At 63.4% G+C, this 14183-nt stretch carries 12 protein-coding genes; 7 read left to right on the forward strand and 5 right to left on the reverse strand.

Annotated features, from left to right (window positions below; translation table 11 throughout):
* Positions 1–2: 2 nt before the first annotated feature.
* Both G489_RS0117630 and G489_RS0117635 read left to right on the forward strand, forming a co-directional pair.
* Positions 3–926 carry an ROK family protein gene (locus G489_RS0117630; protein ID WP_029042622.1) on the forward strand — a complete coding sequence of 308 codons (924 nt, stop codon included), beginning with the start codon at positions 3–5 and terminating at the stop codon, positions 924–926.
* 19 nt (positions 927–945) lie between these two features.
* Complete coding sequence (locus tag G489_RS0117635) at positions 946–1500, forward strand: D-sedoheptulose-7-phosphate isomerase (RefSeq protein WP_029042623.1); 555 nt, start codon at positions 946–948, stop codon at positions 1498–1500.
* Between the two features lie 98 nt (positions 1501–1598).
* On the opposite strand, the gene G489_RS0117640 is transcribed toward G489_RS0117635, so the two are convergent.
* From G489_RS0117640 to G489_RS0117650, 3 genes are read right to left on the reverse strand one after another with little or no spacing between them, the layout of a single operon-like run.
* Positions 1599–2900: a TRAP transporter large permease gene (locus tag G489_RS0117640; RefSeq protein WP_029042624.1), complete on the reverse strand. Its 1302-nt coding sequence runs from the start codon at positions 2898–2900 to the stop codon at positions 1599–1601.
* Positions 2901–2910: 10 nt separating this feature from the next.
* Complete coding sequence (locus G489_RS0117645) at positions 2911–3414, reverse strand: TRAP transporter small permease (RefSeq protein ID WP_081691665.1); 504 nt, start codon at positions 3412–3414, stop codon at positions 2911–2913.
* Positions 3415–3428: 14 nt separating this feature from the next.
* Positions 3429–4433 (reverse strand): sialic acid TRAP transporter substrate-binding protein SiaP, encoded by a 1005-nt coding sequence (locus G489_RS0117650; RefSeq protein ID WP_029042626.1) that lies wholly within the window; start codon positions 4431–4433, stop codon positions 3429–3431.
* Positions 4434–4649: 216 nt separating this feature from the next.
* On the opposite strand from G489_RS0117650, the gene G489_RS0117655 reads away from it, so the two are divergent.
* From G489_RS0117655 to G489_RS0117670, 4 genes are read left to right on the forward strand one after another with little or no spacing between them, the layout of a single operon-like run.
* Positions 4650–5564, forward strand: a complete 915-nt coding sequence (locus G489_RS0117655) for a dihydrodipicolinate synthase family protein (RefSeq protein WP_029042627.1) — start codon at positions 4650–4652, stop codon at positions 5562–5564.
* A 35-nt stretch (positions 5565–5599) separates the two neighbouring features.
* A complete protein-coding gene (locus G489_RS0117660; RefSeq protein ID WP_051332800.1) occupies positions 5600–6286 on the forward strand; it encodes a GntR family transcriptional regulator in 687 nt (228 codons plus the stop codon).
* Positions 6287–6290: 4 nt separating this feature from the next.
* Positions 6291–9017, forward strand: a complete 2727-nt coding sequence (locus G489_RS21355; protein ID WP_051332801.1) for an alpha-L-rhamnosidase — start codon at positions 6291–6293, stop codon at positions 9015–9017.
* Positions 9014–11428 (forward strand): glycoside hydrolase family 38 N-terminal domain-containing protein, encoded by a 2415-nt coding sequence (locus G489_RS0117670; RefSeq protein WP_029042629.1) that lies wholly within the window; start codon positions 9014–9016, stop codon positions 11426–11428. The genes G489_RS21355 and G489_RS0117670 overlap by 4 nt, the downstream gene beginning before the upstream one ends.
* A gap of 107 nt (positions 11429–11535) precedes the next feature.
* Here the strand turns inward: G489_RS0117670 and G489_RS0117680 are convergent, their stop codons facing one another.
* Both G489_RS0117680 and G489_RS0117685 read right to left on the reverse strand, forming a co-directional pair.
* Entirely contained in the window at positions 11536–12888 is a 1353-nt protein-coding gene (locus G489_RS0117680) for a sensor histidine kinase (protein WP_051332802.1), read from the reverse strand.
* The gene (locus tag G489_RS0117685; RefSeq protein WP_029042631.1) at positions 12881–13546 is read right to left on the reverse strand and encodes a response regulator transcription factor; all 666 of its coding nucleotides are present in this window, start codon (positions 13544–13546) and stop codon (positions 12881–12883) included. Before G489_RS0117685 ends, G489_RS0117680 begins: the two co-directional genes overlap by 8 nt.
* Before the next feature lie 144 nt (positions 13547–13690).
* On the opposite strand from G489_RS0117685, the gene G489_RS0117690 reads away from it, so the two are divergent.
* Positions 13691–14176: a DUF2271 domain-containing protein gene (locus G489_RS0117690; RefSeq protein ID WP_051332803.1), complete on the forward strand. Its 486-nt coding sequence runs from the start codon at positions 13691–13693 to the stop codon at positions 14174–14176.
* The last annotated feature ends 7 nt before the right edge of the window (positions 14177–14183 follow it).

Here is a 14183-nt window from a genome sequence, read left to right on the forward strand (position 1 = left end):
CCGTGAGTGCAAACCGCGCCAGCCTTCTGGGCATCGACATTGGCGGCACCAAGACCGCCTTCATCGTCGGCACCGAATCCGGCGAGGTCATCGCGCGTGCCGAGATCGGGTCTGATTCAGGTCACGGCCGGGATAAGATGCTCGATGATATTCGGCTGGGCGCGCTCGATATGCTGGGCCGCTATCCTGATATTCAGGGCTGTGGCGTCTCGGTTGGCGGCCCTGTCGATGCGCAAAAAGGCCTGGTGCTGGGGCCGCCCCATCTGCCCGGTTGGGACCGGGTCGATCTGCCTGCCGAATTGTCGGCGCTGGGCCGTCCCGTCGCGGTCGAACACGACGCCAAGGCGGGCGCCCTGGCCGAATGGAAATTCGGTGCAGGGCAGGGGGCGGACAATCTCGTTTTCCTGACCCTGGGCACCGGCATCGGCGCCGGCATCATCGCCGATGGTCGCCTGTTGCGCGGCCACGTCAATGCCGCCGGCGAGATCGGCCATTGGCGCATTGCCGAGACCGGTCCCGAACTCTACGGCAAGCCCGGTTCGCTTGAAGGTTACGCCAGCGGGGCTGGCCTCGCCGCCCTTGCCCGCCACGATCACCCGGATGATCTTGGATCGGTATCCTCGGCAAAAGAGCTTGCCGAACGGGCCCGCGCCGGCGAGGTGCTGGCGATCCGGTCCATTGCCCGGTCTGGCGAGGCACTGGGCCGCGCGATTGCCCAACTGATCGATCTATTGGCGCCTGAGCGCGTCATTCTCGGCGGCCTTGCAGAACGGATCGGTGAACCGCTTCTCGCCCCGATGCGCGCCGCTATCGCTCGTGAAGCGCTGCCCGCCTTGGCTCAGCGCTGCAATGTCGTTCTGAGCCAGTTCGGGCCGGCCATTGGCGATGTCGCCGCGCTGGCCGTTGCCGCAAACGCCACTCGATGAAACCGCCTCAGGGAGATCTATGAAAACGCAACTTGAAGCCGTCCGCGAAACCTTTGACGCTGTGGCCCGTCTCGAGCCAACGCTTGAGGCGGCCGGTCAGGCCATGGTCGAAACGCTCAAATCCGGCGGGCGCATTCTCGTCTGCGGCAATGGCGGCAGCGCCGCTGAGGGGCAGCATTTCGTCACCGAGCTGGTCGGACGCTACAAATTCAACCGCGCACCCTTGCCCGCCATCTGGCTGGGCGGTGACACCGGCCAGATGACCTGCATCGCCAATGATTTCGATTGGCTCGACGTCTTCGCCCGGCCTTTCGAGGCGCTGGCTCAACCCGGCGACCTGCTGCTGGCGCTCTCGACAAGCGGTACATCGGCCAATGTTGTGCGCACCGTGCAAATGGCACGTGAGAAGGGCGTCCCCACCGTCGCCCTGCTTGGCAAGCCTGGCGGTATCGCCGAACTCGCTACCCATGCGCTGGTCGTCGGGGATTTCGGCACCGCCCGCGTGCAGGAAGCGCACCTGTTCTTCATCCACTGCCTGTGCGACGCGATTGAAGAGGCATTCCCGGTCGGCTGATCCCTTCCGTCAGCAACCGGACAAAGGAAAGGGACCGTGGCGCATGCCGCGGTCCCTTTCTCATTGCGCGACGGGCAGGTCGCGCGGGGGCTTCTGGGTCAGCCGATCAACCCGGCCGCGCGGGGCAGCCACAGGCTGAGTTCAGGCACGAAGGTGATCACCATCAACAGCGCCACCAACACCCCGACGAACAGCCAGATCTCGCGGATCATCTCCCCGAGCGGTATCCCGTTAAGCGCCTTGATGATGAACAGTAATATCCCGTAGGGCGGCGTGATCAGCCCGATCATCATGTTGAACACGACCATGATGCCGAAATGGTGCAGATCGATGCCGAGCGCCGCGGCGGTCGGGATGAACAGCGGTGTGATCACCAGCATGATCGTGGAGACGTCGAGGAAACATCCAAGGATCAGATAGAGCAGGTTGATCAGCAGCAGGAAGGCAATGACGCTCAGATCGAGCTGGTCGAAGAAGTTGAACACTGCCAGCGGGACCCGCTCGACCGTCACCACATAATTGAAGATGAAGGCGCCGCACAGAACCAGCGTTACAACGGCGGTCGTCTTGACCGAGGAAAGCGTGACCTCGTAGAGCTTGCGGGCACCGAGCGCACGATATCCGAACACGGCCAGCAACAGCGCATAAAAGGCTGAAGCGGCAGCCGCCTCGGTAGGTGTGAACACACCCGAATAGATGCCCCCGAGCAGCAGGACCGGCATGAACAGCGGCGGCAGCGCCCTGAGGATGATCAGCGGGAAGGCGCGCAGCGGGATAGCATCCTCGATCGGGAAGCCGCGCACCTTGGCCGCGATAATCACGACGATCGAAAGAACCGTGACGATCAGGATCGCCGGGATCACACCCCCAAGAAACAGCGCTCCGACCGAGGTCGATGAGATGAGGGCATAGAACACCATCGGGATCGAGGGCGGAAAGATCGGTCCCACCACCGAGGACGTCGCCGTGATTGCCCCGGCGAAGCCGCGCGGATAGCGGCCATCCTTGGTCATCATGTTGGTGAGCACCTTGCCCACCCCGGCCACGTCGGAGACCGCGCTGCCGCTCATGCCCGAGAAAATGAGGCTCGTCAGAATATTCACCTGCGCCAGCCCGCCCGGCATCCGCCCGACCATGGCCAGGGCGAACTTGAGGAGGCGGTCCGAGATCTGACCGGCATTCATGATATTGGCGGCGAAGATGAACAGTGGCACCGCGAGCGCGACAAAATTGCCGAACACGCCATTGAGCACCTGCTCGGAGGCAAGGCCGACATCGCGGCCCGCCATCACAAGATAGAAGATGCTGGAGACGATCATCGCGATGCCCATCGGCAGACCGGCAATGGTTGTGCCGATAAGGATGGCGATCATGATCGGCAGGGCGAAGGCTTCAAGCATGAAATGACCCCTAGATCTGGTCGCGCCATCCCGGGCGCATCAATTCGAGCGCGCGCCATCCGGCCTGGATGCAGAACGCGATCAGGAAAATGAAATAGCAGCCATAGACCCAGGTCATCTGGTAGCGCAGCACGGGAGATTTCTTGCGCATCAGGAACTGCATGTAATCGAGCGTGGCCGGGATCAGCAGCAGGAAGGCGATCACCAGCAGCACCATCGAGATCAGCGCGAAGATGCGCCGGGTTCGTGGCGAAACGAGTTCATAAACGACATCGAAGGTCACGTGTTCGCGGATCGGCACCATGAAGGCCGCCGCCCAGAACACGGCCCAGATATAGGCGATCATCGTCGCTTCTTCGGTCCAGGCCAGCGGCTGGTTGAGCGCGTAGCGGAAGAAGACCTGGACGATGAAGCCCGAAAAGGTCGCAAGGAAGAACAGGACGCCGACCATGTCGGCGCCCCGCTTGAGCCAAACCAGCCCTTTGAGGGCGGTCTTGGAAATGACTGTTGCCATTTCGGTAGACTGACTTAGTTGGCGAGTGCGTTGATCCGCTCGACCCAGCCTTCCGGCCAGAGCTCGGCGCGCTCGGAGCTGAGATAGAAGTCCTGCACATGAGCGCGGAACGCGTCAACGTCCGGCACGGTCACGGTCAGGCCTTCGGATTCGAAGAACTCGACCAGGCGGTCTTCTTCGGCAATCCGGCGCTCATTGTTCCAGTCGCAGGCTGCGACCGCGGCAGCGGTGATATTGGCCTTTTCCTCGTCGTCGAGCTGGTCCCAGGTCTGGTTGTTGAGCGCGATCGGCAGTCCGTCGACCAGGTGGTCGGTCAGAACGATCTGCTCGGTCACTTCATAGAACTTGGCGGCCTCGACCGTCGGCAGGGGGTTGTCCTGCGCATCGATCGTGCCCGACTGCAGGCCCAGATAGACATCCGAGAACGGCAGCGGGGTGGGGTTGGCGCCCAGCGCCTGGCCGAGGAACAGCCATGCGTCCGAGCCCGGCATGCGCAGCTTCACGCCTTCGAGGTCGGCCGGGGTCTGCACGTCGCGGACCTTGCGCAGGTTCAGTTCGCGGGTGCCGAGATAGCACACGTCGAGAAGCTGGATGCCCATGTCGTCGGACACCTTGGCCTTGAACTCGCCGCCCAGTTCGCTCTGCATCACATTGCGGTAATGCTCGGGGCTCTGGAACAGGTAGCCGGCGGTGAACAGGCCGAATTCCGGGATCGCGTCGGCGATAAGCTGGAACGACACATAGGCCATTTCGGCATTGCCGCGCTGCAGCGCATCGAGGTCACCGCTCTGGTTGAACAGCGAACCGGAATCGTAAAGCTGGATGTCGAAGCGGCCCGGCTCGAGTTCTTCAAGCTTGTCCTTGAAGACCTTCATGGCCTGGGTGTGCAAATCGGTGGGAACCGACACGGTGGTGAACTTCAGTTCGATCTGTTCCTGAGCCACGGCCGCGCCGGAAAGCGCGACGCTGAGGGCTGCAGCGGAAACGGCGAGAACTGCGCTGTGCCTGATGTTTTTCATATTCCTCCCTCTCGGTGGGGTTTGTGCACCGCCTTGGTGCGCCATCCGGTTTGCGGGCCTAGCCAACCCGTTGTGCCGGACATGAAGCGCACATGGCAGTGCCGTTCGACGGAATGGACCTTGCATCATCGGACGAGTGATGTAAATACTGATTTGACAATTGATAACCTAACTGATTGTATCAGTCTTATATCCTGTTGAATTTGCGGAGAAAAAATGTCGAATGCCGATCTAAAAGGGGTGATTACAGCCTCGCTGACTCCGGTCACAGCGCAGTTCGACGTGGATGGCGGGCGCCTCGCCGCTCATTGCCGCAGGCTGCTCGATGAGGGCTGCAGCTTTATCTCCGCATTCGGCACAACAGGGGAGGGGTCATCCCTTTCCACAGGCCAGAAAATCGACGGGCTTGTGGCCTATCGCGAGGCGGGTGGACCACTCGACAAGCTCATTCCCGCGATCATGACATCCAAACTCGACGAGGCAGCGCGCTTGGTCGCCGCGAGCGCCGAAATGGGGTGCCGGGCCGTGCTCGTCCTGCCGCCCTATTACTACAACACCCCCACTGACGATGGCATCCTCGCCTTCTTCGACGCCATGCTCGAGCGCGCCGGCAATCCGGGCATCGACATGCTGCTCTATTCGATCCCGGTATTCTCCGGTGTGCCCTTCACCCCGTCACTGATCGACAGGCTGATCGCACGCTTCGGCGAGCGGATCGTCGGGGTCAAGGATTCGACCGGCAGCCGCGAAAACGCCCTGATGCTCGCCGAGCGCTACCCCTCGCTCTCGATCTTCACCGGCGACGACCGGGTGATGCCGGAACTGGTGACAAAGGGCGGCGCCGGCATGATCGGCGGCATGCCGAATGTCTTCGCCGCCGATGCCTGTGCGGTCTACAGTGACCCGGCGTCGGAAGCGACCGCGCTGAAGCGCAAGCGGGCGGGGCAACGCATTGAAATCGTGGACTCCAATGGGTCTCTGGTTGTTCTCAAGGCCGCGATTGCTGCACAATATGGTGACCCGGACTGGGCCCGCGTGGTGCCACCGCTGGTCGGCCTGGATCCGATTGCCCGCGCCGATGTCTTTGCAGCGCTCGCCGGCACGGGCTACGACCCGCAAGCGACGGACTGAGCGAATGGCCCTATCCGGGGCAGGGAGGACAGCAAATGGCTGAGGTGCGCGGCATGCGCCGACACGACAGCGGCGACGGCGCCCGGCACGTGAAGATCACGGCTTATGAGCGGTTTCAGCAGGCCCTTTTGCAGGGGTTGCTGCGCCCCGGGCAGGTTGTCTCCCAAAAGGAACTCGTCTCCATGCTCGGCCTCTCCATCGGGGCACTGCGCGAGATCCTGCCACGGCTCGATGCCGAGGGCCTGCTGACCGTCATGCCCCAGCGCGGCATCCAGATCACCGTGATCGATCTGCCCATGATCCGCGATGCCTTCCAGATGCGCATGGCCTTCGAGCGTGAAGCGACACTGACCGCCGTTGCCCGGCTGAGCGACGAGATCATCGCCGAACAGGAGGCACTGCATCGCGGCATTCTCGACCGTCTCGGCGATCATCCGACCCCCGAACTGCTCGATGAAGGCCAGAAGATCGACACCGGATTTCATGACGTGCTTGTCGGCTGCACCGGCAATGAATTGCTGATCCAAGCCTATAATCTCAACTCGATCCGCATCCGGCTGATCAAGCTCGAGCACATTACCTTAAGCCCGACAACACTGCCATCCGCCTTTGCCGATCATCTGGCGGTCATCGAGGCGCTCAAGGTGCGGGACCGGCAGGGATCGGTCGAGGCTATTGAGGCCCATATCCGCAATGCCCGTGACCGGGCGATCGCTTTCTAGGCTCATGACCACGCTCAAACCGCACAGACTGCGCTGCGACCGGCTCGCCGCGCCGCAGGGCCTTGCCACGCGCATTCCCCGCTTTGGCTGGGCGCTGACAGGCGGCAATGAGGGCGCGGCCCAGACCGCATACGAGATTGCCGTCTCGGCCGATCCCGCTTCCCTCATGGATGGAAGAGCCAGCCATTGGGTTTCGGGAAAGCTGGCCTCGGATCAGACGCAATTCGTGCCCTATGCCGGCCAGCCGCTCGCCTCGGACGAAATCGTCCACTGGACGGTGCGGGTCTGGGACGAAAACGATCAGGTCTCGGATTGGGCCACCCCGCAATCCATCATGACCGGCCTTTTCGATCCCGATGACTGGCAAGCGGAATGGATCGCCCGCTATTTCGTCTTGCCTGCCGGGCGCGAAATCCCCGCCGACAATCTTTACGACAACCGCTGGCAGGCCCGGCCGGCCGACCATCTGCGCCGCGATTTCCAGACCCGCGAGCGTCCTGTCCGCGCCACTGCCTATGTCACCGCTCTCGGACTTTACGAGCTCTATATCAATGGCTTGCGGATCGGTGACGAGGTCATGGCCCCAGGCTGGACCGACTACCACCAGCGCGCCATCTATCAGAGCTTCGATGTCACTGAAGAAATCCGCGATGGCGCCAACGCCATCGGCGCGCTGATCGGCGAGGGCTGGTATTCCGGTCGCGTTGGTCACAATCAGCGCCGCGCCGGAAACCACTATGGTGGCCGCCCGGCCTTTTTGTGCCAGCTTCACCTGCATTACGCCGACGGCACCATCGAACGCATCATCACCGATGGCGAGTGGAAGACCCGCCAGGGACCGGTCTGCTACAGCGATTTCCTGATGGGTGAGCATTATGACGCCCGCCTCGAGATCGAGAGCTGGTCGGAGCCCGGCCATGATGATTCCGGCTGGCAACCGGTCGAGGTCTTCACCCCGGAACCGCGCCCACCGCTGCTCACCCCGCCCAAATCGCCGCCGGTTCGCGAAGTCTATGAACTCCCCGGCCGGATCACCGGTCAGGCCCCGTCAGGCGAATGGATCGTCGATTTCCGGCAGAACTTCGCGGGCTATTGCCGCCTCGACATTTCGGGTGCCAAACCGGGTGACCGGTTCACGCTGCGCCATGGCGAAACCCTCGACGAAGACGGCAATCTCTACACCGCCAATCTGCGCCACGCGGTGGCGACGGATCATTACACCGCCAAAGGCGACGCGCATGGCGAGAGCTTTAAGCCCCGTTTCACTTTTCACGGCTTCCGCTATGTCGCGCTGACCCTGCCCGAGGGAATGGACCCCGAAACGCTCAGGCTCACCGGTATTGCGCTTTTCTCGGATCTTGAAGAGACCGGCCACATCGAGACCGGCAGCGAACTGGTCAATCGGCTCGTCTCCAATATCGAGTGGAGCCAGCGGGGCAATTTCCTTTCCGTACCCACCGATTGTCCGCAACGCGACGAGAGGCTGGGCTGGAGCGCGGACGCGCAGGTCTTCTGGCGCACCGCCGGCTACAACATGGATGTGTCAGGCTTTTTCGCCAAATGGCTCGACGATATCATCGATGCCCAGCTCGCCGATGGCGCTTTCACTGACATCGCGCCCTCGCGCCCGCTCAATCCTTATCGTCAGACCGCCCAGCCCGGGGCGCCGGGCTGGGGTGATGGACCGGTCATCATGGTCTGGCAGCAGTATCTGCGCTACGGCGATCGTGGCCTTCTCGAAAGCGCCTATCCCGCCCTCAAGCGCTGGATGGCCCATATCGCAGGGGCCAATCCCGACCATCTGCGCGTCAATGCGGTCTACAACAACTATGGCGACTGGCTGAGTGTTGGCCCGGCCTCCGACCGCACCATGGTCGGCACCGCCTATTGGGTTTTCGTCGCCGACCTGATGGTGAAGATTGCCAAAGTGCTGGGGGAGGACGAGGACGCGACCCTTTATGCCGGCCAGGCGACAGACGTGCGCGCCGCCCTCATCGACGCCTTCGTCGCTGAAGACACCCGCATCACCGGCGACACCCAGACCGCCTACCTGTTGGCGCTCGATTTCGATATCTTGCCAGCGGACCGGCGCGCCGCGGCCCGCGCCTATCTCATCGAAAAACTCGACGAGGCGGACGGCCATCTGCAGACAGGGTTCCTTGGGGTCAAACACCTGCTCCCGGTGCTTTCGGATATTGGCGAACCGGGCCGTGCCTACGACCTGCTGCTCAAGGATACCTATCCGAGCTGGGGCTTCTCGATCCGGCACGGTGCCACAACGATCTGGGAGCGATGGGATGGCTGGACGCCGGAACACGGGTTCCAGAGCGCCAACATGAACTCCTTCAACCACTACGCCTATGGCAGCGTCGGCGAATGGCTTTATGCGCGCATGGCCGGCATCGATTGGGACGAGGCCGATCCGGGGTTCCGTACCATCCGCATGCGGCCGCTCTTCGATCCCCGCATTGGCTGGGTGAAGGCGCAATACGATGCGCCGGTCGGGCGCATTGAAAGCGCCTGGCAGCATACCGGCCACTCGGTGGAATGGTCGATCGCCATCCCGCCGGGCTGCAAGGCTGACATCGAACTGCCCTGTGCCGAAAGCGCCATCACCTTTGATGGCCGGCCTCTCACCGGTTGTGAGACTGCTGAAGGCACGACCCGCTTCACCGCCAATGCCGGCCCGCATCGGGTCGTGATCAGGACCGATAAGGATATCCCCGCGTGACCGACACTTCCGCCTCAGGCGATTTCACCCTGCACCTGATCGGCAATGCTCATCTCGACCCCGTCTGGCTCTGGCGCTGGCAAGAAGGTTGCGCCGAGGCGATCGGCACCTGCTGGGCCGCAATCGATCGGTTGGAAGAGGGCGAAGGCTTTATCTTCACCAAGGGCGAAGCCCACATCTATGACTGGATCGAACGGCTCGATCCCGACCTGTTCGCTCGTATCCGCCACTATGTCGGCGAAGGGCGCTGGAAGATCGTCAATGGCTGGTGGATCCAGCCCGACTGCAACGTCCCTTCAGGTGAATCGGTCATTCGCCAGGCGCTCTACGGCAAGCGCTACTTCAAAGAGAAGTTCGGGCTCGACGTGCCTGCCGGCTACAATGTCGACAGCTTCGGGCATCCGGGCACTTTCCCCATGTTGCTGCGGCACACGGGGTCAGACAGCTACACCTTCATGCGGCCCGGTCCCCACGAAATGGAATTGCCCGCCGAGCTGTTCGACTGGGCCTCGCGCGACGGCTCGAGTGTTACCGCTTTCCGCATTCAGGGCGCCTACAACACGTCGAAGCGCGAGACGCCGCTGCCGGTCAAGATCGACCAGCACTACGAAATGGCATCCGGGGCTGGCCATCCCTTCATGTGCTTTTACGGGGTCGGCAATCACGGCGGCGCGCCGACCATCGAAAACATCGAAGAGATCGAGCGCCGGCTTGCGGCGGGTGAAAACCTCGCCTTTTCCGATCCCGACCGCTTTTATGACGAGGTCCGGCCACTCGACAAACCCCGCGTTGAAGGCGAGCTCCAGTTCCATGCCATTGGCTGCTACGCCGTCGCCAGCGATCTCAAGTCGCTCAACCGACGCGCTGAATCCCTGCTCGAACAGTCCGAGGCTGCGGCAACCCTGGCGCATCGTGAAACAGGCGCTGCCTATCCCCGTGCCGAGTTCGAGGCGCTGTGGCGGCGGCTCCTGTTCAACCAGTTCCACGACACGCTTGGCGGCACGAGCCTTGAAAGCGCCTGCGAGGATTCGGTCCACGAACTCGGCGCTGTCATCACCGGCGCGGAAGACCTGCTCAACACCGCCGTCCGCCAACTCGGCCAGACCATCAAAAAGTCTGCCCATCCCACCGAAGCGACCTTCCTCGTGATGAATTTCTCCGGGTCCGATTTCGACGCCATGGTTGAGGCCGAACCCTGGGTCGACAAGGACAATGTCTCCCGCCGGATCCTGATGGATGAGGATGGGCAGTCGATCCCGTTCCAATATGCCGACCCTCACGGCAAGACGACCGGTCTGCAGCGCATCACCTTTCCGCTCAGCGTGCCCGCCTTCGGCTATCGCACCTTGTGCTTCGCCGTCGATGAGGCCCACGGCGCTTCTGCGCCCGGCGTTTCGTTCGGCACACCCGCTGAGCCCGAATATCGCTATGAAACAGAGGCTTATCGCCTCGCGTTGAATCCCGATACCGGGGCGATTTCGCGCCTCGAAAACAAGGCCGATGGCACGGTCCTCATCGAAGGCGAAGGCCACCTCGCCACCATCGTGGAAGACCAGACCGACACCTGGAGCCATGGCGCCGACCGCTTCGGCACCACCGGCGAAACCATGCGACTGGTTTCCGTTCTCGAACTCGAAAACGGTCCTGTTCGCAAGGTGTTGGAGGTAACGGTTGCCGCCTCGGATTCACGCATGCACACGCGCATCGTGCTGCCGGAGGACCCGACGCTGCCGGTCGAACTGCGGGTCCGGCTGCACTGGCGCGAACAGCGCAAATTGCTGCGTCTCTCCTATCCGGTCGGGGCAAACCGTTTCGAATATGAAGTGCCTGCAGGCTGGGAGGCCCGGCCGGCCAATGGCAGCGAAGTGCCGGGCCAGCGCTGGGTGCGCGCGGTCGGCGAGGGCGGTACGGTCGCCATTGCCAACACCGCGAAATACTCCTACGCGGCGCAGGACGGCACCCTCTACATCACCGCGATCCGCTCGCCGGTCTATGCTCATCACGATCCCATTCCCGTCGAGCCCGGCGCCAGCTACGCCTATATGGATCAGGGCGAGCATCGGTTCACGATTGCGCTGCTCGGCGCCCGTGAAATTTCACGAAAGTCCTGCCACAAGCTCGCGGAAAATCTCAACAAACCGCCGGTGACCACCCCTCATGTCGCCCGCAATGGCACCGCGCCGCATGCCGGGCAATGGCTTACTGCGGATGCCGGGCAGGGCGCCGTGACCGCGCTCAAACTGGCCGAAGGTCTCGATGGCGCCATCATCCGCGCGGTCAATCTCGGGGATCGGCCTGCGGCGCTGACCCTTGCAGGCACAACGCTGCCCATCCGTCCCCGCGGCCTAGTCTCCGCTCGGCTTGATGATGCCGGCCTGACCGAGGTGGACGGTCTCGAGCGATCCCTGTAGACCGATTGGCGCAACGCAGCGTGCTGTTCGATCTGCGGCTAATCCTGGCAACCCTGTCTGGCCGCGGGCAGGGCGATCGCATCGATTCCGGCAGCACCGGCCGCTGATCAAAGCGGCGGCAGGGTGATCACCGCCTCGAATCCGTCTGTCCGCCCGGCCGCGGGCGAATGCAGCGTCAGCCGCCCGCCGCTCTGCTCCATGATGCTGCGCACAATGGCGAGGCCGAGACCGGTGCCGCTCGCCGCCGTCTCACCGCGTACAAACGGCTCCCCCAGCATCGCAAGCTGATCGGCCGGCACAACCGGGCCGTCATTGACGACGCTGATGGTTTCCGTGTCCGCCGTCACCGCGACAACGCTTCCCGCCGCGCCATGCTTGAGCGCGTTCTCGATCAGGTTCCGCAAGGCAATGGCAAAGGCATCTGCATCCATTCTGGCGGTCAACCGCGCATCGGGCGTGACCGTTAGCGCAACTCGCTTTGGGTGGTCGGGCAGGCGTCCAAGATCGCCGATGACGATATCGAGCGCCGGCCTCAGGTCGACCGGCTTGTCGCTGCGCGCAAATCCGGCCTCGAGCCGCGAGAGCTGCAGGAGTTTCTCCGACAGGTCCGAGAGATGCCTGAGCGCCTTCTCGATGTCCTCGATCCGGCCCTTCGCAGGATGATCGCCGATCTCGACCGCCAGTCGCTGGGTTTGGGCCAGCGCGCCGGCGATCGGGGTGCGCAATTCATGGGCGCTGCTGGCCGCAAAGGCCCGCTCGGCGTCGAGCGCTGCCCGCAGCCGGTCGAGCAGCCCCGCCACGGCCTCCGCAATCGGCGCCAGCTCGGCCGGGTGACCGTCGGTGCTCGGCGGCGACAGGTCCCGTCCGTCGCGTTTCTCGATATCGGTCTTGAGCCGCTCCACCGGCCGCATCGCCAGTCGCACCGCAAACCAGATCCCCGCAAGGATCAGCGGGATGAGCCCCGCCAGCGGCCAGGTGAGGGTGATAACGCTGTCTCTGAGCGCTTCCGAGCGGTGGTTGGTGCGCTCCACCATGATGATCGAATAACCGGACCGCCGATCCGTCAGGGTGAAGGCGCGCTTGCCCTCGATATCCGCAAACCCCTCGCGTGCGGTGAGCTGGCTGAGGCCGTCCGGCGCGTCCTCTGCGGCCACCACGATCCGTCCCGACCTGTCGCGTACGGCATAGGTGAAGAACGCCTCATCGTCTTCAAGCCGTGAGACCCGGTATTCATCGCGCTCCTCGCGATCTTCGGGCTCCCTGAGATCGTGCACCGCCAGCGGCAGCAGCCGGAACGCGCTCTGCTTGAGGCTTTCATCGAACGCCTCATTGAGTTCGCCCTGCAGCACATAGGCGGCAATTGCCGCCGCCCCGACCCATAACAGGGCCGTGCCGAGCGCCAGCCCGACCGCCAGCCGGATGGCGATCGAGGGCCGTCTCTGACGCGCGCGGTCAGCCATCCCGGCTCTCCACCGCATAGCCGAGCCCGCGCGCCGTGGTGATGAATTCACGCCCGAGCTTCTTTCTCAGCCGGCTCACATAGACCTCCACCGCATTGCTCTCGATCTCCGCCCCGAAGGCGTAGAGCGAATCTTCGATCTGGTCCTTGCCGACCACCGCGCCCCGGTTGCGCACCAGCTTCTCGACAACCGCCCATTCCCGTGCCGTCAGGGTCACCGGCTTGCCCTGACGCGTCACTGTCTTGCGCCCGAAATCGACCGTCACGTCGCCAATGGCGATGCCGGGCAGGGGCGTGTTGCCATAGCGCCGGGCGACCGCTGCCAGCCTGGCGCTCATCTCGGAGAGGTCGAAGGGTTTGACAAGATAATCGTCCGCCCCCGAATTCAGCCCCTCGATCCGCACTGCCACCTGGTCCTGCGCGGTCAGGATGATCACCGGCATATCCTTGCCTTCATCGCGCAGCGCCTTGAGCAGATCGAGCCCGCGCCCATCCGGCAGGTTGAGGTCGAGCAGGACGAGTTCATATCCGACGCTGTCTATGGCCGCCCGCGCCTCGTCGAGCCGCATCAGCCAGTCGACTCCGTGCCCGTCTGCCGCGACATGATCGCGAATGGCCGCGCCGAGCACGGCATCGTCTTCAATCAGCAGAATGCGCAAGAGCCCCTCCTGGCGCGTTTGACCGCCGAAATTCGCATCCGAAGCTGACAGCAAGCTGAAGGGATTTTTGCTTCCGCTTCAGGGTGGCGTCAGCTTCCCGTGTTCGGATGAGACCATCGAAACAACACCTTACAGGTCCATCCCATGTTGTCACCTACCGTCAAGACCCTTGGTGCCGCGCTCATTGGCACCACCGCGCTCGTCGCGCCGGCCCTGGCGCAGGCGCGCGAAGTCACCCTCAACGTCCAGATGGAACAATATCGCGGTCCAGCCGCCTATTTCGCCATATACCTCACCGATCCCGCCGGCAACTACGCCTCCACCCTCTGGCTCGCCGGCACCAAATCCAAATACCAGCGCCACCTGCGGGGCTGGGCCCGCGCCATTTCCTCGGCCGGTGGCCGCGTCGACGGCATCTCCGGCGCCAGCGTCGGCTCGGGCCGCCAGCTCTCGGTGTCCCTCAACATCTCCGATGCATTGATCGACGCCGGCTACACCATCCATGTCGACACCGCCGTCGAGGATCATCGGGATGCCCGAGACGCGATCGTCGCCCCGCTGTCGAGCGCCATCGCCGGCCAGCCCCAGACAGGCAACGGCCATATGCGCGCGCTCACCGTCAACATGTAACCCCCCT

It is taken from the genome of Cucumibacter marinus DSM 18995, from assembly GCF_000429865.1.
In the GTDB taxonomy this organism is placed as follows: domain Bacteria; phylum Pseudomonadota; class Alphaproteobacteria; order Rhizobiales; family Devosiaceae; genus Cucumibacter; species Cucumibacter marinus.

What these genes read in the sequence shown, in the direction of transcription:
- G489_RS0117635 (WP_029042623.1), top strand. Translation starts at nt 946, where the DNA reads ATGAAAACGCAACTTGAAGCCGTCCGCGAAACCTTTGACGCTGTGGCC.
- G489_RS0117640 (WP_029042624.1), bottom strand. Translation starts at nt 2,900, where the DNA reads ATGCTTGAAGCCTTCGCCCTGCCGATCATGATCGCCATCCTTATCGGC.
- G489_RS0117645 (WP_081691665.1), bottom strand. Translation starts at nt 3,414, where the DNA reads ATGGCAACAGTCATTTCCAAGACCGCCCTCAAAGGGCTGGTTTGGCTC.
- G489_RS0117650 (WP_029042626.1), bottom strand. Translation starts at nt 4,433, where the DNA reads ATGAAAAACATCAGGCACAGCGCAGTTCTCGCCGTTTCCGCTGCAGCC.
- G489_RS0117655 (WP_029042627.1), top strand. Translation starts at nt 4,650, where the DNA reads ATGTCGAATGCCGATCTAAAAGGGGTGATTACAGCCTCGCTGACTCCG.
- G489_RS0117660 (WP_051332800.1), top strand. Translation starts at nt 5,600, where the DNA reads ATGGCTGAGGTGCGCGGCATGCGCCGACACGACAGCGGCGACGGCGCC.
- G489_RS21355 (WP_051332801.1), top strand. Translation starts at nt 6,291, where the DNA reads ATGACCACGCTCAAACCGCACAGACTGCGCTGCGACCGGCTCGCCGCG.
- G489_RS0117680 (WP_051332802.1), bottom strand. Translation starts at nt 12,888, where the DNA reads ATGGCTGACCGCGCGCGTCAGAGACGGCCCTCGATCGCCATCCGGCTG.
- G489_RS0117690 (WP_051332803.1), top strand. Translation starts at nt 13,691, where the DNA reads ATGTTGTCACCTACCGTCAAGACCCTTGGTGCCGCGCTCATTGGCACC.